The 23099-nt window shown below is 46.5% G+C and carries 20 protein-coding genes; 18 read left to right on the top strand and 2 right to left on the bottom strand.

Annotated features, from left to right (window positions below; genetic code table 11):
* Positions 1 to 86 precede the first annotated feature (86 nt).
* Positions 87 to 386, top strand: a complete 300-nt coding sequence (locus RUMAL_RS12040) for a hypothetical protein (RefSeq protein ID WP_013498994.1) — start codon at positions 87 to 89, stop codon at positions 384 to 386.
* A gap of 40 nt (positions 387 to 426) precedes the next feature.
* Here the strand turns inward: RUMAL_RS12040 and RUMAL_RS21380 are convergent, their stop codons facing one another.
* Both RUMAL_RS21380 and RUMAL_RS12035 read right to left on the bottom strand, forming a co-directional pair.
* Complete coding sequence (locus RUMAL_RS21380; protein WP_013498993.1) at positions 427 to 654, bottom strand: hypothetical protein; 228 nt, start codon at positions 652 to 654, stop codon at positions 427 to 429.
* A gap of 153 nt (positions 655 to 807) precedes the next feature.
* Complete coding sequence (locus RUMAL_RS12035) at positions 808 to 1470, bottom strand: fibronectin type III domain-containing protein (RefSeq protein ID WP_013498992.1); 663 nt, start codon at positions 1468 to 1470, stop codon at positions 808 to 810.
* 436 nt (positions 1471 to 1906) lie between these two features.
* Between RUMAL_RS12035 and pepF the strand changes: the two genes are divergently transcribed.
* From pepF to RUMAL_RS11950, 17 genes are all read left to right on the top strand, one after another.
* Positions 1907 to 3709: an oligoendopeptidase F gene (gene pepF / locus RUMAL_RS12030; protein WP_013498991.1), complete on the top strand. Its 1803-nt coding sequence runs from the start codon at positions 1907 to 1909 to the stop codon at positions 3707 to 3709.
* Between the two features lie 79 nt (positions 3710 to 3788).
* On the top strand, positions 3789 to 4433 hold the full coding sequence (locus RUMAL_RS12025) for a hypothetical protein (protein ID WP_013498990.1): 645 nt from the start codon (positions 3789 to 3791) through the stop codon (positions 4431 to 4433).
* An 11-nt stretch (positions 4434 to 4444) separates the two neighbouring features.
* Positions 4445 to 4852, top strand: coding sequence for a DUF3783 domain-containing protein (locus RUMAL_RS12020; protein ID WP_013498989.1), 408 nt, complete (start codon positions 4445 to 4447; stop codon positions 4850 to 4852).
* Positions 4845 to 5729, top strand: coding sequence for a DMT family transporter (locus tag RUMAL_RS12015; RefSeq protein WP_013498988.1), 885 nt, complete (start codon positions 4845 to 4847; stop codon positions 5727 to 5729). Before RUMAL_RS12020 ends, RUMAL_RS12015 begins: the two co-directional genes overlap by 8 nt.
* Before the next feature lie 405 nt (positions 5730 to 6134).
* Entirely contained in the window at positions 6135 to 6887 is a 753-nt protein-coding gene (locus tag RUMAL_RS12010; protein ID WP_013498987.1) for a class I SAM-dependent methyltransferase, read from the top strand.
* A 135-nt stretch (positions 6888 to 7022) separates the two neighbouring features.
* Complete coding sequence (gene pheS / locus RUMAL_RS12005) at positions 7023 to 8042, top strand: phenylalanine--tRNA ligase subunit alpha (RefSeq protein ID WP_013498986.1); 1020 nt, start codon at positions 7023 to 7025, stop codon at positions 8040 to 8042.
* Between the two features lie 40 nt (positions 8043 to 8082).
* Positions 8083 to 10494 (top strand): phenylalanine--tRNA ligase subunit beta, encoded by a 2412-nt coding sequence (pheT, locus tag RUMAL_RS12000; protein WP_013498985.1) that lies wholly within the window; start codon positions 8083 to 8085, stop codon positions 10492 to 10494.
* A gap of 173 nt (positions 10495 to 10667) precedes the next feature.
* A complete protein-coding gene (locus tag RUMAL_RS11995) occupies positions 10668 to 10913 on the top strand; it encodes an IreB family regulatory phosphoprotein (protein ID WP_013498984.1) in 246 nt (81 codons plus the stop codon).
* Between the two features lie 93 nt (positions 10914 to 11006).
* Positions 11007 to 11822 carry a polysaccharide deacetylase family protein gene (locus RUMAL_RS11990; RefSeq protein WP_013498983.1) on the top strand — a complete coding sequence of 272 codons (816 nt, stop codon included), beginning with the start codon at positions 11007 to 11009 and terminating at the stop codon, positions 11820 to 11822.
* 346 nt (positions 11823 to 12168) lie between these two features.
* A complete protein-coding gene (locus RUMAL_RS11985; protein WP_013498982.1) occupies positions 12169 to 14454 on the top strand; it encodes a YceG family protein in 2286 nt (761 codons plus the stop codon).
* Between the two features lie 2 nt (positions 14455 to 14456).
* Complete coding sequence (locus RUMAL_RS11980) at positions 14457 to 15644, top strand: toxic anion resistance protein (RefSeq protein ID WP_013498981.1); 1188 nt, start codon at positions 14457 to 14459, stop codon at positions 15642 to 15644.
* A 165-nt stretch (positions 15645 to 15809) separates the two neighbouring features.
* The gene (locus RUMAL_RS11975) at positions 15810 to 16391 is read left to right on the top strand and encodes a TerD family protein (protein ID WP_013498980.1); all 582 of its coding nucleotides are present in this window, start codon (positions 15810 to 15812) and stop codon (positions 16389 to 16391) included.
* Between the two features lie 18 nt (positions 16392 to 16409).
* A complete protein-coding gene (locus RUMAL_RS11970) occupies positions 16410 to 17060 on the top strand; it encodes a TerD family protein (RefSeq protein ID WP_013498979.1) in 651 nt (216 codons plus the stop codon).
* Between the two features lie 121 nt (positions 17061 to 17181).
* Complete coding sequence (locus RUMAL_RS11965; protein ID WP_013498978.1) at positions 17182 to 19947, top strand: calcium-translocating P-type ATPase, PMCA-type; 2766 nt, start codon at positions 17182 to 17184, stop codon at positions 19945 to 19947.
* Positions 19948 to 20088: 141 nt separating this feature from the next.
* On the top strand, positions 20089 to 21240 hold the full coding sequence (locus tag RUMAL_RS11960; RefSeq protein ID WP_013498977.1) for a phosphoribosyltransferase domain-containing protein: 1152 nt from the start codon (positions 20089 to 20091) through the stop codon (positions 21238 to 21240).
* Positions 21241 to 21243: 3 nt separating this feature from the next.
* The gene (locus RUMAL_RS11955) at positions 21244 to 22299 is read left to right on the top strand and encodes a cysteine protease StiP family protein (RefSeq protein WP_013498976.1); all 1056 of its coding nucleotides are present in this window, start codon (positions 21244 to 21246) and stop codon (positions 22297 to 22299) included.
* 1 nt (position 22300) lies between these two features.
* Entirely contained in the window at positions 22301 to 23056 is a 756-nt protein-coding gene (locus RUMAL_RS11950; RefSeq protein WP_013498975.1) for an HAD hydrolase family protein, read from the top strand.
* Positions 23057 to 23099 lie beyond the last annotated feature (43 nt).

Raw genomic sequence — 23099 nt, 5'->3', positions numbered from 1 at the left:
AGTCCATTCGAGGATCATGTGCATAAACACAACGAAAAGCGCCTTGCCGAAAACGACAGGGCGCTTCTGTGAAAGGGGCGGTGACTATGTCGATGACATTACAGTGGATACTTGCAGGGCTGATGTTTTTTGTGCCGGGGGCACTTATGGTGGCGCTCAACTACTATGTCACAGTTATGGCAATAAAGAACTCCAAACTCCCCGTGGAGAAACGAAAGCGATATCCCTCGGGTGCACCGTTCCTGGGCGGGATATTTTGTGCTCTTGGCGTGCTGATAGCTTTTCGCTTTGCCCACCCGTGGATATCCCTTATATTTATAGTGCTAGACCCGGGAGGGTTAGCATGGCTCATATATGCGAATATCATCTACCGGAAAATGAAGTAGAAAAAACAAACAGCCGTATCCGTCCCGGGTGCGGCTGTTGTTATCTCAACGGGTCAAAATAAAACGGATCTTTGTATCCTGTGGGGAGGGGGAGGCTGACGAAGTCAGCAGGAAAGGTCATCGCACTCTCTTTATCTTCTTCTTTATCCTCATCCTCATCTTTATATTTATCTTTATCTTTTTCTTTATCTTTATCTTCTTCTTTATCTTTATCGGCATTTTTCGCATACCAACTTATGCGATCGCATAATGCGGCATAGGAATGCATTTATTACAGCAGGTGCAGTGCATAGGTTCGTATACGGTTATATGCCGTCGCATGGGAACGTATATTCTAAAAAGCAAAAGCAAACAGCCGTACTGGATGTGCAGTACGGCTGTTTGTCATGCTTAAATGTATATAAGGAGAATAGTATAAGTCTTACCTTACTGTTACCATGAAAGATCTGCTGTTAACATTGGAAAGATCCCACTTGCCGTTTACCTTAGCACCGATCATCATCTTGTAGGTCTTGCCGGGTTTTAGCTTGGGAGAAGTATATGTTGTTATATCCGCGGAAATGTTCTGATCTATTATCCTCCACTTGCCTGCGAGATATATAGCTACACCGTAACACTCAGCGTTGGGGACCTTGTTCCAGCTGACCTTGAACTGATGATATGTCTTGTTGTATACGATATTGGTCACCTTGGGATATGCGGGCTTGGGTGTTACAACTATGCTGTTTGAGAAATCCTTCACGTATTTCCCGTTCAGCATGGGTATAACAGCTACCCTGTACTCTGTGTTATCCTTCAGACCGCTAAGTATATAGGTGGTGTCTTCTGTCCTGTCGAGCATCTTCCACTCACCGTTCATATATCCAGCAACAGCATATCTCTCAGCGCCCTCTATAGCATTCCAGCTCAGCTTGACAGCTTTGTTGCCCTTCAGGTAAGTTATAACGGGCGGGGTGTATACTGACCTTGTTTCAGCACTAGCGTTTATAGATGCAACACCGCCGATAACTCCTACAGGTACTGCTGCGCCCATCATCATCATGATGCAAAGACTTGCTGCGATTCTCTTGGTATTATTTTTCATATTATTACACCGTTCCTTTCTACATATTATCGACGTTTGCATTATACTTAGCTACGTTCGTATGAAACCTGTTCATTCGAGTTCCTCCTTTTTCGGTATTATCACTTATACATTCAGCAAAGCTTTCGGTATAATGATGCATTTCAATAATTGTCAAGCAAAATGATAAACTACTTGATACTTATTAACTATATTATAACAATGAGGGAAACATTTGTCAAGAATTATCTAAAAACACCATTTGAAACTTTGGGAAACTTGTTAAAATAATAGTTTAATTAACGGTAAGTAATTTACAATTGCCATATATCTGACGATGCTGCGCGTGGGGGCTTCGGTTAGTTAAGAAAAACCAATTCGCAAAAAAAACTTGTAATTTACAGACTTACGTGGTATAATATTACTGTTATGATTATTACCGAATGGAGGATCAGATATGAGCGAAGAAAGAATACCAAAGAGAAGTGAAGTTGCCAAGGAAAACACCTGGGCATTGGAGGATATTTTCCCAACAGATGAGGCATGGGAGGCTGCGCTGGAGGAATTTAAAAAGCTCCCCGAAAGGGTAGCTGCATACAAGGGCAGACTTGGTGAAAGTGCCGATACTCTGCTTGAGTTTTTAAAGCTGAGCGATGATATATCAGTAGCAGCTGATTCCATCGTGAACTATGCACAGCGCAAGTCCGATGAGGATACGGCTGTTGCAAAGTATCAGGGCTATGTGGGTCAGATGATGAATGTGTTTGTTGCGTTTAATGCAGCAAGCAGCTTTGAAAGTCCCGAGCTTATCTCGATACCCGATGATGTGCTTGAAGGCTTCTATAAGCAGAACAGCGGGCTTGAACTGTACCGCCGTCAGCTTGACCGCATACGACTCAGGAAAGACCATGTACTTTCCGAAGCTGAGGAAAGGATAATTGCGCTGGCAGGCGAGATGGGCAATTCGGCAGACAAGATATACTCCATGTTCTCAGATGCAGACCTTAAATTTGAGGATGCTGTTGACAGCGAGGGCAAGACTCATCAGGTGACCCACGGCAGTTATATCCCTCTGGTGAAGTCCACCGACAGGGAACTGAGAAAGTCCGCATTTGCTTCCATATACAAGGGCTACGGCAATTTCCGCAACACCTGTGCGGCTACGCTCGATTCACAGATGAAGGCGCTGGAATTCTATACCAAGGCGAGAAATTATAATTCTGCGCTGGAAGGTTCGCTTTCCTCAAATGAGGTACCCGTGGAGGTCTACCATAATCTTATCAAGGCAGTACACGACAATATTAACTATATGTACGATTATGTCGCACTGCGCAAAAAGCTTCTCGGTGTTGATGAACTGCATTTCTATGACCTCTACACCCCGATAGTATCCGACTTCACCATGAAGGTCACCTTTGAAGAAGCTAAGGAAACTGTTCTGAAAGCACTTGCACCAATGGGCGAGGATTATATCGCCATACTGAAAGAGGGCTTTGAGAACCGCTGGATAGATGTTTACGAGAACGAAAACAAGGCAAGCGGTGCGTATTCCGCAGGCGCAAGAGTACACCCCTTTGTTATGCTGAACCACAAGGATACCCTTGATTGTATGTTCACACTTGCACATGAGATGGGTCACGCTATACACTCATATCTCTCAAACAAGAACCAGCCTGTGGTATACAGCGATTATGTTATATTCGTGGCTGAGGTGGCTTCTACCTGCAACGAAGCACTGCTGATGCAGTATCTTCTTGCACACACCGATGACAGGAAAGAAAAGGCATATCTCATAAACTACTTCCTTGAACAGTTCCGCACTACTCTTTACAGACAGACCATGTTCGCTGAGTTTGAGCTGAAGTGCAGTGAGATATGCGCTTCGGGCGATACCCTTACTGCGGATAAACTCTGCGAGATATACGGCGACCTGAACAAGCTGTACTTCGGTGACGGTATAGTAATGGATGAGGATATCAAAATGGAATGGGCTCGCATCCCACATTTCTACTACAATTTCTACGTATACCAGTACGCTACGGGATATTCTGCAGCCATAGCACTTTCACAGCGTATACTCAAAGAGGGTGCGCCTGCTGTAAAGGACTATATCGAGGGATTCCTCATGGGCGGATGCTCGGCTGATCCGATAACACTGCTGAAGAGGGCAGGTGTGGATATGTCAACCACTAAGCCTGTCACCGATGCGCTGGCATTATTTGGTGACCTGATAAAGCAAATGGATGAACTGGGTCAGTAAGGGATGCCTGCGCAGTTTGTGCTTGATTTTTTTATACCGGTATGATATAATGTAAGCCGTGTGAATGGAGGTGCAGAGCTTGGAAAGTGTACCTGTTTATGTTTTTCCGCCTGAGCTGTCACGTACTGAAAAGCAGGCAAAGGCACTCAACGATCTGGCTGAGCACAGAAAGATGTCCAAACAAATGTACAGGAACCTGATACTGGCAGGTGTTATATTTGCTCTTTCGCTGTTTGTGAAGTTCATCGTTGTAAAGATAGTGCTGATGCTGCTTGCGGCAGGTAATGCCGCGGTGGGAATTATTTTGTACAGATACTACGCTCTCTCACGGGATACACGGCTGTATACGCGCATATACACCGACAGGATAGAACATCTGCAAAAGCTTGGTCTTATGGGGGATATGCTGAAAGTGACCCTCTTTTACGATGAGGTGGAGCGCACTTCTCAGGACGGCAGGGGCAATATGTGCTTTAAGCTGAAAAAGTGCGAAAAGTCGCAGTTTGCAAAGGTCGGAAAAAAGGGGAGCGAGAGTGCATATCAGCCTAAGGACGGTTTGGCAGTGCTTAAATTCATCGACACAAAGGCTAAGCTTACCCTTATAGAGAAATTCCATGATGAGATAAAGTATCCAAAGAAAAACTACAAGGTCATCACCGACGATGACGATTATTACAGTAAGGAAGATATGGAGTGGGATCCACTCCATAAACACGGATTATAGGAAGTGGTAAAATGAAAGCAAGGCTGAGCGCACCTGTGCCAAAACTTGCGGTGGGAGTAAATGTACTGCCGGAGAAAGCGGCGGCAGTTGAAGAAGCCATGTCGGATGTGGGCGGAAAGTATACAGCGGCAGTCAATGACTGCGGTGCAGACAGCGTGGGATACGTGTGCGGACTTCCCGGATATACAGAAAACGAATCGAGAACGGAAGTCACTGAGGAACTGCTTATATTCTCGGGGCTTGACGGCAGAGAGCTCAATAAGGCAGTCACCATTCTGAGAAGCAAGGGCTGTGACATTCCGCTGAAAGCTATGGTAACACCCCACAACAGGGACTGGACGGTTTCAGCACTGGCAGGCGAACTTGCAAGGGAGCACGAGTACATGACCTCCCGCGGAAAGCGTGACGGAAATGGTTAAGAGCAAATACAAGGCAGTATTTTATATAGTACTTTCGGCGTTCTGCTTTGCGCTGATGGGGCTTTTCGTATCGGCATCGGGTGACCTGCCCACAATGCAGAAAGTCTTTTTCAGAAACTTCTTTGCGCTGTTCATAGCCATCGTATCGCTGAAAAAGAGCGGTACGAAATTCGAGATAGGCGACAAAAAGAACCATGCAGTGCTGTTCGTGCGAGCCTTCGGCGGAACCATAGGCATGGTGGGAAATTTCTACGCACTGGGCAAAATGAACCTATCGGATGCGCTGATGCTGAACAAGATGTCGCCTTTTTTTGTGATAGTTTTCTCATTCATATTCCTGAAAGAGAAGCTGACCCCGTTTCAGGCGCTGACGGTAGCGGGCGCGTTCATCGGAAGTCTTTTTATCATCAAGCCAAGCTTCTCGAATGTTGAGCTTTTCCCTGCAATATGCGGATTTTTAGGAGGAATGGGCGCAGGACTTGCCTATACTTGTGTACGATATTTAGGACAGCACGGCGTTAAAGGCCCTGTGATAGTTGCGTATTTCTCGGCATTTTCAAGCCTTTTCGCACTGCCTTTCCTTATAATACAGTACAAGCCCATGACGCTGGTGCAGTTCCTTATGCTGCTGGGCGCAGGCATTTCGGCGGCAGGCGGACAGTTCTCGATAACCGCGGCATACTCCCATGCCCCCGCAAAAGAGATATCGGTATATGACTATTCACAGTTGATATTCTCTACTATCCTAGGTGTGATATTCCTGAACCAGTTCCCCGATAAATGGAGCTTTGTGGGATATGTGATAATCATTGCGATGGCTGTGCTGGTGTTTGTATATAACAATTTTCTCCATGTGGAGAATGAGAAGAAAGAGTGAACCATGACTTGTGGAATGATCTGCAAAGAATACAGATGAATGTAAAATTTCTGTAAACCCCTTGAAATCTCCGAAAAAATATGATATCATATAGTTTGTAAAATTTATATCACATCAAACACTATGACCAAGAGAGTACGTACTCAACACGAATTTCAGAGAGAACCGCCCATTGTGGTGCTGAAAGCGGTTTATTTCGCGGAGTGCCGAAGTTCACTTGTGAGTGGCTGCGCCGAAGGCTTAGGCTTGTAAGTGCGGACGCTGTGCCTGCGTTACGGGAAAGGGGAATGTTGGTTCCCCAGGGTGGTCACGGTCAGACTTTAAAGTTTGACCATATACAAGATGCGTCTTAGTCGGTCTTGTCCTGTTTTTTGGACAAGACCGTTTTTTGTTTAAGGGGGGCGTATGGAATACAGGCTTTGTTTTGATACTATACCCGAGCAGTTCGATAAGTGGCGCATACATTACAGTGATGAACTGTTTGCACATATCATCGCTAAGGCGGATATCGGCAGGGGTACAAAAGTGCTGGAACTGGGTCCCGGGACGGGGCAGGCTACCGACCCGATACTTGATACGGGCTGTGACTATACCGCCATTGAACTTGGCTCAAATTTCGCGGAAGTACTGCGTAAAAAGTACGGCGGACGCGGCAATTACAGGCTGATAAATGATGACTTCATCACCCACGATTTTAATGGTGAAAAGTTTGACTTTATCTACTCCGCGGCGACTATACAGTGGATACCCGAGATAGTCGCTTTCGGCAAGACCTTTGAACTGCTGAACAGCGGCGGTATGCTGGCGATGATGTATCTCCGCGGGGACTATAAAACTCCCGACCCTGCGCTTTTTGCGGATATACAGAAGGTCTATGACAAATACTTCAAGCCGCCGACCAGCTACAAGGGTGGGTTCGTTTACGACAATGCGGTGAACTACGGCTTTACCGAGCTTGAAACGAAGTATTTCAAGGGCAGGCGTGAGTATACGGCGGACGAGTATATTCAGTACATCGGCACCCACAGCGATCACATAACGCTTGAAGAACCCTACCGCACACCATTCTTTGCGGGGGTATACGAAGCTGTGCAGGCGCATGGCGGAAAAGTTGTATATAACGATACTTACATACTTAAAACAGTACGTAAGCTATAATATACTAAACTCTATAGCAAAATATGCGCCTCTAAAGCTCCCAATTGCAAAAAGCATAGCTCATGTGAGCTTTATATGCGTATTTTGCAATAGAGTTTAGTATATAAGTTAAGTATTATTTTAGGAGGATAAATTATGAAAGAACAGTTAACCAGTATCGAAGAACGCGCTAAATCCGAACTTTCGGGTATCAGCGACATCAAGCTGCTGGAGGATTTCCGCGTAAGGTTCCTCGGCAAAAAGGGTGAGCTGACTGCTATACTCAAGCAGATGGGCAAGCTTTCCGCTGAGGAAAGACCTGTTATCGGTCAGCTGGCAAACAAGGTGAGAAGCGATATCGAGGAAGCTCTCAATGCACGCAAGGAAGAGCTGAAAAGCAAGGCTGAGGAACTTCGCCTTAAAGCTGAAAGACTTGACGTTACTCTCCCCGGCAAGCCTATGAAGATAGGCAGGGCACACCCCCTGCAGGTTACACTGGAGCAGGTAGAGGAAGTATTCCTCGGCATGGGATTCGATATCGTTGAAGGTCCCGAGGTAGAAACAGACCACTACTGCTTTGAGGCACTGAATATGCCCAAGCATCACCCTGCAAGAGATACTCAGGATACTTTCTATATCAATGAGAACGTTCTGCTGAGAACACAGACCTCCTCCGTTCAGATAAGGACTATGGAGAACAGAAAGCCTCCTATCCGTATAATCTCCCCCGGCAGAGTTTACCGTTCTGATGCTGTTGACGCTACTCATTCACCTCTGTTCCACCAGATCGAGGGTCTTGTTATCGACAAGGGCATTACTATGGCTGACCTCAAGGGTACTCTTGAACTGCTGATGAAGCGTCTTTACGGCGAGGAAACTCAGGTAAGATTCAGACCCCACCACTTCCCCTACACCGAGCCTTCAGCAGAGGTCGATCTGATGTGCTTCAACTGCCACGGCAAGGGCTGTTCCATGTGCAAGCAGGAAGGCTGGGTAGAGCTTCTTGGTTCAGGTATGGTACACCCCAAGGTGCTTGAAGAATGCGGCATAGATCCCGAGGTATACAGCGGTTTCGCCTTCGGCATCGGTCTTGAAAGGATCACCATGGGACGTTACAGCATAAACGATATGCGTCTGCTTTATGAGAACGATATGAGGTTCCTGGAGCAGTTCTGATAAGCTGGTAATATTGATTAATAACGGAGGTTTTAAATAAATGGATCTTTCAATGAGATGGCTCGCAGATTATGTTGACTGCGATATGCCTATAAAGGATTTTGTTTCGGGTATAACCCTTTCGGGCTCAAAAGTTGAGTGCTATAACGAAGAAGGCGATTATCTGGAGAACGTTGTGGTAGGTCAGGTAAAGGACATAGTTCCTCACCCCAATTCCGACCATATGTTCATCTGCCAGCTTGATGTCGGCGAGGGCGCACTGGTACAGATAGTTACAGGCGCACAGAACGTAAAGAAGGACGATTTCGTTCCTGTTGCAAAGCACAAGTCAACTGTACTTCACGAGGGCAAGACCGTAAAGATCACAAAGGGCAAGCTGAGAGGCGAGGCTTCTAACGGTATGCTCTGCTCGCTGGGCGAACTGGGTCTTTCGGTACACGATTTCCCATATGCTATCGAGGACGGCATATTCATACTGGGTGATGACTGCGATAAGACAGTCGGCAAGGATATCCGAGAGGCTATCGGCTTCAATGATACCACTGTTGAGTTCGAGATAACCTCCAACCGTCCCGATTGTATGTCCGTTATCGGTCTTGCAAGAGAGACCGCCGCTACTTTCGGCAAGGAGCTGAAAGTCAAGGCTCCCGAATTCAAGGGCGTTGACGGCGATATCAACGAGATGCTGAAAGTCAAGATACATAACACCGACCTCTGCAAGAGATACATCGGTGCTATCGTAAAGAATGTCAAGATAGGACCTTCTCCCAGATGGATGAGAGAAAGACTCCGTGCCAGCGGTGTTCGTCCTATCAACAATTTCGTTGATATCACAAACTATGTAATGCTTGAATATGGCAGACCCATGCACGCTTTCGACCTGAGATATGTTGAGGGCGCTGAGATAAATGTCCGCAACGCAAAGCAGGGCGAAAAGATAACTACTCTTGACGGCATAGAGAGAGAACTGAGCGAGGAAATGCTGGTCATCGCCGATGCTAAGAAGCCCGTAGCTGTAGCAGGTGTTATGGGCGGCGAGTACAGCGGTATCATGGACGATACCACCACCGTTGTATTTGAGTCTGCTTGCTTTGACGGCGCAAGCATAGCAACAACTGCCAAGAAGCTCCGCATGAGAACAGATGCTTCTTCCAGATACGACAAGGGTCTTGACCCACACGAGTGCTATGAGGCTCTTATGCGTGCCTGCCAGCTGGTTGAAGAACTGGGCGCAGGTGAAGTTGTAAAGACTGTTATCGACGAGAACTACCAGAACGAAACTCCTCTTAATGTTGAGTTCAGCGCTGACTGGATAAACAATTTCCTCGGCACTGATATACCCGAGGCTGAGATGATCAGCATTCTTGAAAAGCTGGAATTCACCGTTAAGGACGGCAGAGTATACGCTCCGTGGTTCAGGGTTGACATCGGCTGCAAGGCTGATATCGCTGAGGAAGTTGCTCGTATCTACGGCTATAACAGCATTCCCGATACCATTATCAGAGGTGTTGCCAACGCACAGCGCACCCCCAAGCAGAATTACGAGCGCAAGGTAAAGGCAGCTATGCTTTCAATGGGTCTTAACGAGATAGAGACATTCTCTTTCATCTCGCCCAAGTATTTTGACAAGATAGCTCTCCCTGCTGACAGCAAGCTGAGAAATACTGTTACTATCATGAACCCTCTGGGTGAAGATACCAGCGTTATGAGAACAACTATCATTCCTTCTGTACTGGAAGTTGTTGCAAGAAACTACAGCTACCGCAACCCCGAGTGCTATGTGTTCGAGATGGGCAACGAGTATATCCCCGTTGAGGGCGAGGTGCTCCCCAATGAGCCTGTAAGACTTGGTTTCGGTTTCTATGATACCACCGATAAGGCTGATTTCTATACCCTCAAGGGTATGGCTGACGGTCTGCTGAATGCGGTAGGTGCAGAGGAAGCTGAGTACGAAAGACCCGGTGATGACTGCGAGTTCGCTGAGGTAAGCGCTTTCCACCCCGGCAGATGTGCTGTTATCAAGGTTGACGGCAAGCAGGTGGGTATCATCGGTGAGCTCCACCCCAAGGTAATGGAGAACTACGGCATCGAAGCAAGAACTTACATCGGCAAGATCAATATCCCCGAACTGATGGAGCTTTCATGCGATACCAAGACATACAAGCCTCTGCCCAAGTTCCCTGCATCAACAAGAGATCTCTCTGTGGTATGCGATGAGGAGCTGCCCGCTGCTGAGCTTGAAAAGGCTATAAAGAAGGCTGTCGGCGGTATACTGGAGAGCGTTACTCTCTTTGATGTATACAGAGGTGAGCAGATCGAGGCCGGCAAGAAGTCTGTATCCTATTCTATCTCCATGAGATCACTGGAAGGCACTCTTACCGATGATCAGGCTGATAAGGCTATGGAAAAGGCTATAAAGGAACTGGCTGCAATTGGTGCTGAGCTCAGATAAATACAAAATGTTAAAAATTCGTTACTGAATTTGTACAAAATTGATAAAATTTATTCAACCCCTTGTTATTTTCCAAAAAGTAGAGTATAATATTATCAAGGACAATATACAAGCACCGATGTCATGATATTAACTTTTACGGAGTGGTGCTGTATAGCAAGGAGATGAATCGTATGAATGACAGAACAATGGAATTTTCACTTCAGCGTGATAAGGAATCCGAACTTAAAAAGACATTGACGGAGGTCTATGACGCGCTTAAAGAAAAAGGCTATAATCCTGTGAATCAGATAGTAGGTTATATCCTTTCCGAGGATCCAACCTACATAACCACATACAACAACGCCAGAAGTCTGATACGTCATATCGACAGAGATGAGCTGCTTCAGGCGCTGGTAAAGAATTATCTTCAGGACTGATATGAGCTTTCAGAGGACGGGAGTATTTTCCGTCCTCTTTTTGTGTATCAAAACTTCTTTTTTGCAGATAATGTGAAAAAGGAGGAATGCAGAATGAATAAGCTTATACTGGCAAGACTTGCCGCGCTTTTCACGGCAGGTGTGCTTACAGCCTGCGGAGTGGCAGTGAAGTCGGGCAGAAAAGGTACGGCTGACCCTGTCATGCTAACAACACAGACACCAAAGGATATCTCAGCGCTTTCGACGGAGAAGCACGGTTACGGACAAGGCGTACAGGTTGATGAAAGGAACCGCACAACAGGTGCGCTGTATTTCAACAGGGATTACGGCAGCTACAATGCAGCCGCCATAAATGAGGATGATGATGCCATCACACTAACTTTCGATCAGGGGTATGAAAACGGCTATACAGCAAAGATACTTGACACACTGAAAGAGAAGGATGTAAAAGCTATATTCTTCCTGGTGCAGGACTATGCCGAGCGCAACCCTGAACTTGTGCAGCGCATGATAGATGAGGGTCATACCATAGCGAACCATTCGGTACACCACCACTCTATGCCATCACTTGCGCCCGATGCCGCCCGAAGCGAGATAATGGGACTGCATGAGTATATAAGCAAGAATTTCGGGGTGGAGATGACAATGTTCCGTCCGCCTATGGGTGAGTTTTCAGAACAGTCCCTTGCTGTCACGCAGGAATGCGGCTATAAGACGATGCTGTGGAGCTTTGCTTATGCCGACTGGGATCCCGATGCTCAGCCAGACCCTGCAGAAGCCCTTGAAAAGCTGAAAAATGCCGCTCACCCCGGGGCGATATATCTGCTGCATTCGGTGTCAGCTACCAACGCGGAGATACTGGGTGATCTGATAGACGGTATCCGCGATAAGGGATTTGAGATAAACTGATCCGATGCGTGATACAGCAAACAAATCAAGGCCTGCCAATGCAGGTCTTTTTTGCTTATTAAAACAATGTGATTTGACACGCTGGAGCTTTAAATGACCGTTAGTACGTTTTTAACAATATCATCATATTCACTTTATATGAAATGACTAAGTATAAGCGAGCCGATATATATAAATTAACGAATCGAAGTCAAAACTATGAATAACCCTTGACTTTTATTCGTGAAATGAGGTATAATAATTGAGGAAAATAAAGCCGTATAATCGGTTTTATCCAAAAAGAAATAATGCTCCGCAAAAAGCCGATATAAGGGCTTATTAAGCGGATAAATAAGGGTATGTCTGAATGTTTGAACATAAGAGATTGGTCGGGCTTGATGACTACTTCAAGGAACTTAGCGCAAGACCCGAAAAAGGAGTTTATTTTTACCGCTTCTGCGGATATAACGAGCAGGTAGCGGAATTTTTGAAAAAATATTATGAAGCCGCACGCACAGGCGGTGTCATCATCGAGGGCAGGATACCAAATCCCGATAACAAGAACCTCGCCTATTTTGAAGAAATGATGGGCATGGATTTCAAAATGGATCTGAACTTCCTGAATATGAAGCTGAAAAAATGGCTCCCCCGTATGAGTGAATACCAGCGCAGTGCCGTTGCAGGCTCTATATACAATACACTGAGTGTGCTGAGAACTCAGGGTAAAAATGATAATATGCTGAAAAACTGTTATATCAAATTCATGTGCTGGCTTTACTATAAGTTTGAGCGCGTGACTTCTCAGCTTGGTGAGAGCAAGGTGCCTAAGATACTCTATGAGGGCGATATCAGCAACTATGAACTTCTGCTGATAACCGTACTTTCAAACGCAGGATGCGATGTGGTGCTTTTGCAGTATCATGGTGATGATGAATATCTGAAACTCGATCCGCAGTCAGCCGATTCCTTCAAACTGGATATCGCAGGACTGGGGGCTTTCCCCGACGGTTTCAGCCTTAACAATATGCGTCAGATGCAGCAGGCTCAGGCGAACAGGCAGAGGCTATACGGGGCTGAACCGAGGTTCACTAACTGCACAAATGCATGGCTCAGCGGAGAAGAGGATCATATATCCGATTTCAAGCGTCCAGCTAATGAGAGAGGTTCTGACCCGAAGATGTATTATAACATCTTCACAAGGATAAACGGTGTGTGGGATAAGATGACTTACCTCAATGACCTTTATCAGATGCAGCTTGAACTTAAAAAGAACGGCAGAAAAGTCGTGGTGATAGATGAGGGCATACCTCTGCCGTCACCGGACGAGATAAACGGTGTGCCGAGAAAATACTATAACCAGCCCGAACAGATGATAGCCGATCTGGCTTTGCAGATACGCTACGGCAATAACATCGAACTGCAGAGGGTAATGGCGAAAAACTTTGTGGATATCATGCTGGGCGAATGTGCGGCTGATCCGAGCAACCTCAACAGGCTGACCAACAAGGCAGTATATATGATATGCTGGCTGAAACGCTATATGGCGCAGCTTTTCACAAACTGGCGTATGCCCGAACTTGCCTGCTTCATACTCATGGGCGGCTGCAAGAACGAGCACGAAGCCATGTTCCTGAGATTTCTGGCAAGGCTGCCTGTGGATGTGCTGATACTGGTGCCCGACCTTAGCGCTGATAAGTGCTGCCTTAAAGATAAGCTGCTGTTTGAGCAGAATTGTGCTGAAACTCTTGATGCGAAGAAATTCCCGTCGGAGACTACTCAGCTGCAGATGCCTACCCTTGCGTACCATGCCGAGCGCGAACTGGATACACTGATGTATCAGGACTCGGGTATATACCGCAACAGGCAGTATTCCAAGGCCAATGCGGTAACACTAAAGACAATGTACGAGGAGATAGCACTGCTCTGGAAAGAGGAACTTAAATACCGTCCGAATTTCAGTACAGTTGAAGACGTGGTGAATATGCCCGTCATCTTCGCAAAGGTATCAGGTGTAAAGGACGGCGACCTTGAACAGTACTGGGGCAGCATCAAGCAGCTGTTGACCCCCGATACATTCCTTATCACACAGGCGCCGTATATAAGCTCTGACAGCTATAACGAGATGAAGAGCTACAGCACTGAGTTCCTGAAAAGGGGAGTGCTGCAAAGACAGGTGATAAAGAATCACCCCAGCTACCACTACGGTTTCCTGAGGGATGAGATACAGGATCATATACTCGATAAGCTTCAGCTGCTCATCGACAGCCGTATGATAAAGGGCACTTTTGAAAACGGCACAGAGTATACGATAGTTGCGACCATAATGAACCTGAATATGGATATGGTCAGAAAGATACAGAGTTTTGATTTTACAAAGTCAAACCCCAAGCTGGTATATGTAAATCCCGGCGAAAGGGTAATATCATTGGAGGATTCAATAATCATCGCATTCCTGAACCTTATAGGCTTCGATATAGTATTCTTCGTGCCCACAGGGTATCAGAGCGTTGAGAAATTCTTCAGCTCCACCGTTATGGAGGAGCATCAGGTAGGGCAGTACGTCTACGACCTTAACGTGCCAGACCTGAGAAGATTTGTAGTTAAAAAACAGCCAACTTCATGGCGAGAAAGAATATTTAAGAGAGGTAAATAACTATGGGACTTGATTTTTCAAAGGCTGCTCCCCAGGCCGCACCTGCAGCAGCACCGACAACAGACGCAATACCTACCGCAGCTGCTGCTCCTGTGGCACAGGAGACAGAGCTTTCAGTAGTAGAAAAGTACGATATCGTGGCTGACAGAGAGCAGATGACCACCGAGCTGGTAAATTCACCCGAGGTAGATGCTCTTGTAAGCACTATCGAGCTTGATAACCTGGATTCTATCGTTACCTTCGGCGCTGAGGCTGCCGACGAGATAGCAAAGGCTTCCGACCAGGTGCTCAACAGCATGAATATGACACAGATCGACGAGACCAGCCAGCTTATGCAGGTGCTTGCCAATATCATGTCTAAGTTCGATGTTGATGAGATAAAGGACGATCCCTCGTTCTTCAAGAAGTTCTTCAACAACGCAAGAAAACAGCTGGATAAGATACTCGCAAAGTACCATACTATGGGTGACGAGGTGGATAAGATCTACGTTCAGCTGAGAAAATATGAGGATGAGATCAAGCAGTCCAACAGAAAGCTGAACACCATGTTCGAGGCTAATGTTAACTTCTATCACGACCTTGTAAAGTATATACTCGCAGGTGAGCAGGGCTGCCGTGAGCTGGAAGCTTACATAGCACAGAAGCAGGATGAGCTTACCAAGACAGGCGACAACTCCATACAGTTCGAGCTCCAGTCCCTCAATCAGGCTCTTATGATGCTTGAACAGAGAGTACAGGACCTGAGAACAGCCGAGAACGTTGCTATGCAGTCCATACCAATGCTCAAGACCATGGAGTTCTCAAACTACAACCTGGTAAGAAAGATAAACTCCGCATTCATAATCACCCTGCCTATATTCAAGCAGGCTCTGGCACAGGCTATACTTCTGAAACGTCAGAAGATACAGGCTGAGTCTATGGCAGCACTCGATCAGAAGACAAACGAGATGCTCATAAAGAATGCACATAATACAGTTGAGCAGTCCAAGATGACCGCAAGACTTGCTTCAGGCAGCTCCATACAGATCGAAACTCTCGAGACCACATGGAAGACCATCATGAACGGTATCGAGGAAACAAGAGGTATCGAGGCTGAGGCTAAGAAGAAGCGTCAGGAAGATAAGGTAAGACTTGAAGCTATCAAGCAGGATTTCAAGGCTCACTACGATGTTCCCGACAAGAGAAAGTAAGCTGTCTGTAAATTGCAACTGCCCGTTGCGGAAGTTCCAACTTGCGTAGCTGGACAAGCAGGGTAAAATCTGCTATAATTGCAAATACGGAGAGATAAATGGGCGAAAGCCCGAAACCAAAAGAAAGGCAATAAGCCAAAATGTATTTATAAGGAGGACAATATTATGCCTATCAATCTTAGCAAAGGACAGAAAGTAAGCTTAACAAAGGGTAATCCCGGACTGAAGAATATCATGGTAGGTCTGGGCTGGGACGTAAACGCATTCGATTCAGGTTCTGATTTCGACCTGGATACAGCTGCATTCATGGTAGATGACAGCGGCAGATGCCCCACCGAGAAGGAATTCATCTTCTACGGCAACCTTGAGCACGCAAGCGGTTCTGTTAAGCACATGGGTGATAACCTGACAGGCGGCGGCGACGGCGATGACGAGCAGATCATGATCGACCTGAGCCTGATCCCTGAAAATATCTCCAAGATAGCTTTCACTGTTACTATATATGATGCTGACAACAGAAGACAGAACTTCGGTCAGGTATCCAATTCCTTCATCCGTGTTGTAGATCAGGCAACCGGTGAGGAGATCATCAGATATGATCTGGGTGAGGATTTCTCCATCGAAACTGCGATCGTTGTAGGCGAGCTTTACAGAAATAACGGCGAGTGGAAGTTCAACGCTATCGGCAGCGGCTTCCAGGGCGGTCTGGCTGCACTTTGCGGTCACTACGGCATCGACGCTGAGTAATTAAGGAGCGATCAGATCATGTCTATCAATCTGCAAAAAGGACAAAAAGTCAGCCTTTCAAAAGAGAGTGCAGGACTTTCAAAGGTAATTGTCGGTCTGGGCTGGGATGAGGCTGCGCCTGCACCCGCACAGCAGAAGCAGGGTGGATTCTTCTCCAACCTCTTCGGCGGAAACACCTCCGGAAATATGCAGAGTGTCGGCGGCGATACTATCGACTGCGATGCTTCGGCTTTCCTCCTTCAGGGCGGCAGACTCACAAACAAGAACGATATCGTATACTACGGCAATCTTCGTCATGCAACAGGTTCTGTAGTCCACATGGGCGATAACCTGACAGGTGCGGGTGACGGTGATGATGAGCAGATCGTTGTAGATCTCTCACAGGTGCCTCCGATGTATGACAGGATAGTAGTTTCTGTAAATATCTACCATGCTATGCAGAAGAACCAGCATTTCGGCATGATAAGAAATGCATTCATCAGGCTGGTGGACGGCAGGAACAACAATGAGATATGCAGGTACAATCTTACCGAGAGCTACCCCGGCATAACTGCTATGGTATTCGGTGAGATATACAGACACGGCAACGAATGGAAGTTCAATGCCATTGGTCAGGGTACCAATGACGGCAGCATAGCCGATCTCGCCAAGAGATATGCGGGTATGTGATAAAGACCCGAATCTAAACCGAGAAAACAGGAGAACTGCGGCGGCGCCGCGGTTTCTCCTTATTTTCTGACAAATATTTCTAACGTTTTTGTTGGATAAATCTGTAAGGGAGTATAATTATATGGATCTTAAAGGTTTGACCTCAAAGCAGGTCGAAGAATCACGCGCCAAAAACGGCTCCAATGCCATACCTGAGGCTGAGCCCACGACGTTCCTGAAAGAGTTTCTTGAAACCTTCGGTGACCCTATGATCAAGATACTGCTGGCTATAGCAGTACTGATGATAATAATGGCTTTCGTAGGTTATGCTGAACCTTATGAGCCTGTTGGTACCATAGTTGCTGTACTGATAGTAGCATTTGTTTCTGCAAAGACTAATGTAGCCAGCGACCAGAAGTATATCGAGCTCAAGGAAAATTCCGAAAAGGATAAGTGTAAGGCGATCCGTGACGGTGCAACCAATGTTATCGAAGTGGATGATGTCGTTCAGGGTGACCTGATACTTCTCCAGTCCGGTGACAAAATACCCGCAGACGGTGTGCTTGTACACGGCAATATCAAAGTCGATAACTCCGCACTTAACGGTGAGGCAGAGGAATGTAAAAAGACTGCTGCTGAGGCAGGCTTTGAGATGCCTACAGATATCACAGGTGATACCTTCGTTGATGAACACTCGCTGTTCAGAGGTGCTGTATGTATCGACGGTGAGGGATACCTCGATGTAAGACAGGTCGGTCTGAAGACCATGATGGGTAAGATGGCTGAGGAGATGAATGAGGAAGAACCAGATTCACCTCTGAAGGTAAAGCTTGCCAAGCTTGCTAAGCAGATCTCCGTATTCGGTTATATCTCTGCTATCGTTATAGCTATCGTTTACATGATCTATTTCATTTTCTTTGCAAATGTAACTACCGATGCCGGTGAGATACTTGGCAAGGGTCCCTCTGTTTTCTTCAATATAACAGAGAACTGGACTATCGGTGATATCATAGGCAAGTTTGTTGAAGGTGTATCTATCGCTATCATCATAGTTGTCTGCGCAGTACCTGAAGGTCTGCCGCTGATGATTTCCCTTGTTCTTATGCAGAACACCAGCAAGATGCTCGACCATAACGTACTTGTCCGCAAGGCTGTCGGTATTGAAACAGCAGGTTCGCTGAACGTTCTGTTCTCCGATAAGACAGGTACTATCACAAAGGGTAAGCTTGAAGTTGTTGAATTCTTCACTGCTGACGGCGAAGTCGTTCCCGCAGACAAGCTTGCAAACAGCAAGAAAGTCAAAGAACTGCTGGATATCTCCATCGGTAAGAATACACAGTCACTGTTCGACGGCAACCACAATGTCATCGGCGGTAACTTCACAGATCAGGCTCTGATGCACTTCATCGGTGAGGCTGATTTCAATGCACTGAAGGATAACAAGGAATATGAAGTCACCACATATCAGGGCTTCAACTCCGCTAACAAGTTCAGCCAGTCCAGAATAGATAATCTGGGCAAGACCTTCTACAAGGGCGCTCCCGAAAGACTTCTCGCAAAGGCTGCAAAGTACCTTGATGCCGACGGCAATATCAAGGATATAGATATGGACAAGCTGAACGAAAAGATCGATGCACTTGCAAACAAGGCAATGCGTGTACTGAGCTTTGGTTATTCCGAAAAGCCTATGGTAGAGAATGAGATCAATGATGATGTTGTTATCATCGGTCTTGTTGGTATACGTGATGATGTTCGTGCCGAGGCTAAGGAAGCTATCCACGAGGTACAGGAGGCAGGCATCCAGGTAGTTATGATCACTGGTGACCGTCTTGAAACCGCAAAGGCTATCGCTAAGGATGCAGGTCTTATCAAGAGTGACAAGGATATAGCACTTTCTTCTGCTGAACTCAACAAGATGTCTGATGACGAAGTAAAGAAGATCGTAAGAGATATCCGTGTTATTGCAAGAGCGCTTCCTACAGATAAGTCAAGAATGGTAAGGATCTGTCAGGAAATGAACCTCGTTGTAGGTATGACAGGCGACGGCGTAAACGACAGCCCTGCACTTAAAAAGGCTGATGTCGGCTTTGCTATGGGCAGCGGTACCGAAGCTGCCAAGGAAGCAGGCGAGATCGTTATCCTCGATGATAACTTCAAGTCCATCAAGGATGCTATCCTCTACGGCAGAACCATCTACAACAATATCCTTAAATTCTGTAAGTTCCAGCTGGTGATCAACGTTGCAGCTGTACTGGTATCCGCTTTCGGACCTTTCTTCGGTATCGAAGAACCCCTGAAGGTAACACACCTGCTGTTCGTCAACCTCGTTATGGACGGTCTTGGCGCTATCATGCTGGGTAATGAGCCCGCATTTGAGAAGTATATGCGCGAGAAGCCCAGAAGAAGAGATGAGAGCATCATCAGCAAGCCTATGGCTGTACAGATCGGTGTAATGGGCGCATGGCTGACTATCATGAGCTTCCTGTACTTCCTGATCCCTGCAGCAGGCAACAGCGTGGGCGACGTTATGAAGGATCTTTCCAAGGGTCTGCTTTGCCAGAACTTCTTCGGCGGTAATATCGAGAAACTGAAGACAGGCTACTTCGTACTGTTTATTGTCAGCGCACTTGCCAACGGCTTCAATGTTAGAGATGAAAAGTTCGGCATCTTCAAGGGTCTGAACCTTAATCCCGGTTTCCTGAAGACTATGATATCAATTATGGCTGTTCAGGCAGTGATCGTAAACTGCGCACTTATCCCCCTGGCACCTTTCCAGTGGCTGGGTAAGATGTTCAGCTGTGTACCTTTCGGTATCTCAGGCTGGATCGTAGTAGTACTCATGGCACTCACCATGATACCTGTCGATCTTATCAGAAAGGCAGTATCTGCACCTGCTAAGGCTGAATAAAACAAATATCATACTGTACACGGCTCACACGTTTTTGTGCGAGCCGTGTTTACGGTAATGACTATGTGAACGGTAAAATGTCTGTGAGGATATCACGGGCATTTTACTGAGCATATATTATTTGGACAAAGGAGATAAAATATGGAAAACCAACAGACCACGATAAAAAGATATTCCGTGGAACAGCTTATGCGTCTTGCAAAACGCTTTCACAACACAAAGCGCACCTATCTTCTGGTAGACCCCCTGCAGGGCAAGCATATACCTGTCAGTCCCAAGGCATCCCTTGCTATGATGCGCACTCTTGGCGGAGAACTGAGCAGGGAATTTCCGGGTACAAAGCTTGTGGTAGGCTTTGCCGAAACCGCTACAGCCATTGGTGCTGCCGTTGCTGAATGTATGGGCAGGGATTGTACATATATACAGACCACCCGTGAGGAAGTAACGGAGGTCAGCAGGTGGATAGAATTTCAGGAGGAACACAGCCATGCTACCGAGCAGAAGCTTTCTGCAGACGGCTTTGCTGCAGCCCTCGGTGATACCGATACTGTCATATTCGTGGACGATGAGTTCTCTACAGGCAAGACCCTTATCAATATGATAGAACAGATGAGGGATGAATTTCCTCAGCTTTGCGACAAAAGGATAGTTGCCGCTTCGGTCATAAACCGCATGAGCGATGAGAATATCAGCCGCCTTGAAAGCCGCGGCATGATCTGCAGACAGCTTTTGAAGATAGAGAATATTGACTATACAGATACAGTAAACGCATTCAATATCCGCGGTGCAGATGACCTGCCTGAAGCTGACAGTATGATAAAAGCATCATGCCTTACTAAACCTGATCCCTGCACTACACCCAGAACAGGTGTTAAGATAGGGGAGTATGCTGACAGCATCCTATCACGGCATGATATGATAGATTCAGCCGACAGCACCATGATACCCACAGGGAAAGATATAGCCGTCATCGGCACCGAGGAATGTATGTATGCAGGTCTTATCATAGCTGAAAAGCTTGAAAACAGCGGCAGATACAACAGCGTGAAGTTCCATGCCACCACCCGCAGTCCCATAGGGATATGCGAAGCCGCAGACTATCCCGTATTCAACGGATATAAGCTGCAAAGCTTCTACGAAAAAGGCAGGCAGACTTTCCTGTACGATATTAAAAAGTACGATTCTGTGCTTATCGTAACAGATTCAGCCCCCGAAAATACTGATGCCATGAATGAGCTTGCAGCACTGTTTCACCATTACGGATGTAATGAGATAATTGTTGAAAGGATATAGCAGATGTTTGGTTCATATAAAAATGAAGACGTTACGATTCTTCTCAAAGATATCACAGGTAAGGTAAAACCTCAGAGCACCGAGGAGAGAGAAAAGCTTATACAGGGCGGCAGACACTACTGTGAGATGCTGCCAATAGAGTACGAACCCTCCGAGCAGTACATGAAGTCATTCTATACAGCCCTTGATATGTACAGCGGCATCACCGCCGAGGCTGTGGGCAGGCTGGGTCAGCTGATATTTAAGGACAAGGGCGAAAACGCAGTGCTTGTATCCCTTGCGAGGGCAGGCACTTCTATCGGTGTACTGCTGAAACACTATATGGACAGAAAGTACGGAATAAATGTCGCTCACTATACTATCTCTATAATCCGCGGCAGGGGCATAGACAAAAATGCCATGAACTATATCCTTGAAAGACACAGACCTCAGGATATCCAGTTCATCGACGGCTGGACAGGCAAAGGCGCTATCACCCGTCAGCTGGAAGAAGCTATGAAGGATTATCCAGAAGTCAGTCCCGGGCTGGGTGTTCTTTCCGACCCCGCCTTTATCTCTGAAAAATGCGGCACTCACGATGATTTTCTTATCGCCAGCAGCTGCCTTAATTCCACAGTATCGGGACTTCTCAGCAGGACTTTCCTCAGAAGCGATATCATAGGCGAAAAGGACTTTCACGGTGCGGTGTACTACAAGGAGCTTGCCCATAAGGACCTCACATATAAGTTTATAGATACAGTAGAGGAGCATTTCAGCTTTGATGACTATGACCTTAACGATAATGCTGCCGATACAGCCGAAAATACTATGGAGGAGGTAAAAGCCATCTGTCAGGAATACGGTATCGCTGATATCAATCTTGTAAAGCCCAGCATAGGTGAAGCCACAAGAGTGCTGCTGCGCCGTATGCCCTGGAAAATGCTGGTACACAGCCTGGATGATAATGAGCATCTGGGACATCTTTATCAGCTTGCCGAAGAAAAGGGCTGTGAGCTTGTTGAGTATCCGCTGAAACACTACCGTGCCTGCGGTCTTATCAAAGCGATGGCGGATAACTGATATGAGAAAGATACTGATTGCAAGTGACCTCGATAATACGCTGATACATTCCTATAAGCACAGGCGTGAGGGCGATATATGCGTTGAACTTCTGAACGGTGCAGAACAGGGTTTCATGAGCGCAAAAGTCTGCTCACATCTGTCCTCTCTACCCGAAAATGTCGAACTTGTCCCGCTTACGACACGTTCGGTGGCGCAGTTTGAAAGGATACAACTGCCCGAAGGCTGTTACACCAGGGCAATAACCACCAACGGTGCAATACTGATAGAGAATGGCATTCAGAATGAAGAATGGCGCAACCGTGAAAAGCGCTATGCCGATGAACTGATGCCCCTTATGGAAAAGCTCCGCGCCGAGCTTGACGGCAACGAGAAGCTGAATGTGGTGCGTATTGTCGATGAGATGTACCTTTATATATCCTGTGCAAAGCCGGAATATGTGGACGAATTTATGGACAGATACGGAAAACTCACCGAACTTGATGTAATGCCCTCGGGTAGAAAGATATACTTCCTGCCGCCCGATATCACCAAAGGCAGAGCGCTCAAACGTCTTGCACAGGGCGAGAGCGGTGCATTCATCATCGCCGCAGGTGACAGCACCATCGACCTGCCCATGCTTGAAGAAGCAGACCACGCCATTATCCCGGAAGCACTTGATCCGCTCCTTAAAAACCCCAACCGAAGCGTTTTTAAAGGCGATGGTGATTTTGCGGAATTTGTCGTTGATACACTTCTTGATAAATGCAAAGAATAAATACAAAGGCACTTTTGACATATATTTGTCAGAAGTGCCTTTA

This window comes from Ruminococcus albus 7 = DSM 20455 (genome assembly GCF_000179635.2).
Classification (GTDB): Bacteria; Bacillota; Clostridia; order Oscillospirales; family Ruminococcaceae; genus Hominimerdicola; species Hominimerdicola alba.
Note: the sequence above shows the minus strand (reverse complement) of the source record. Positions and strands in the feature narration are given on the sequence as shown.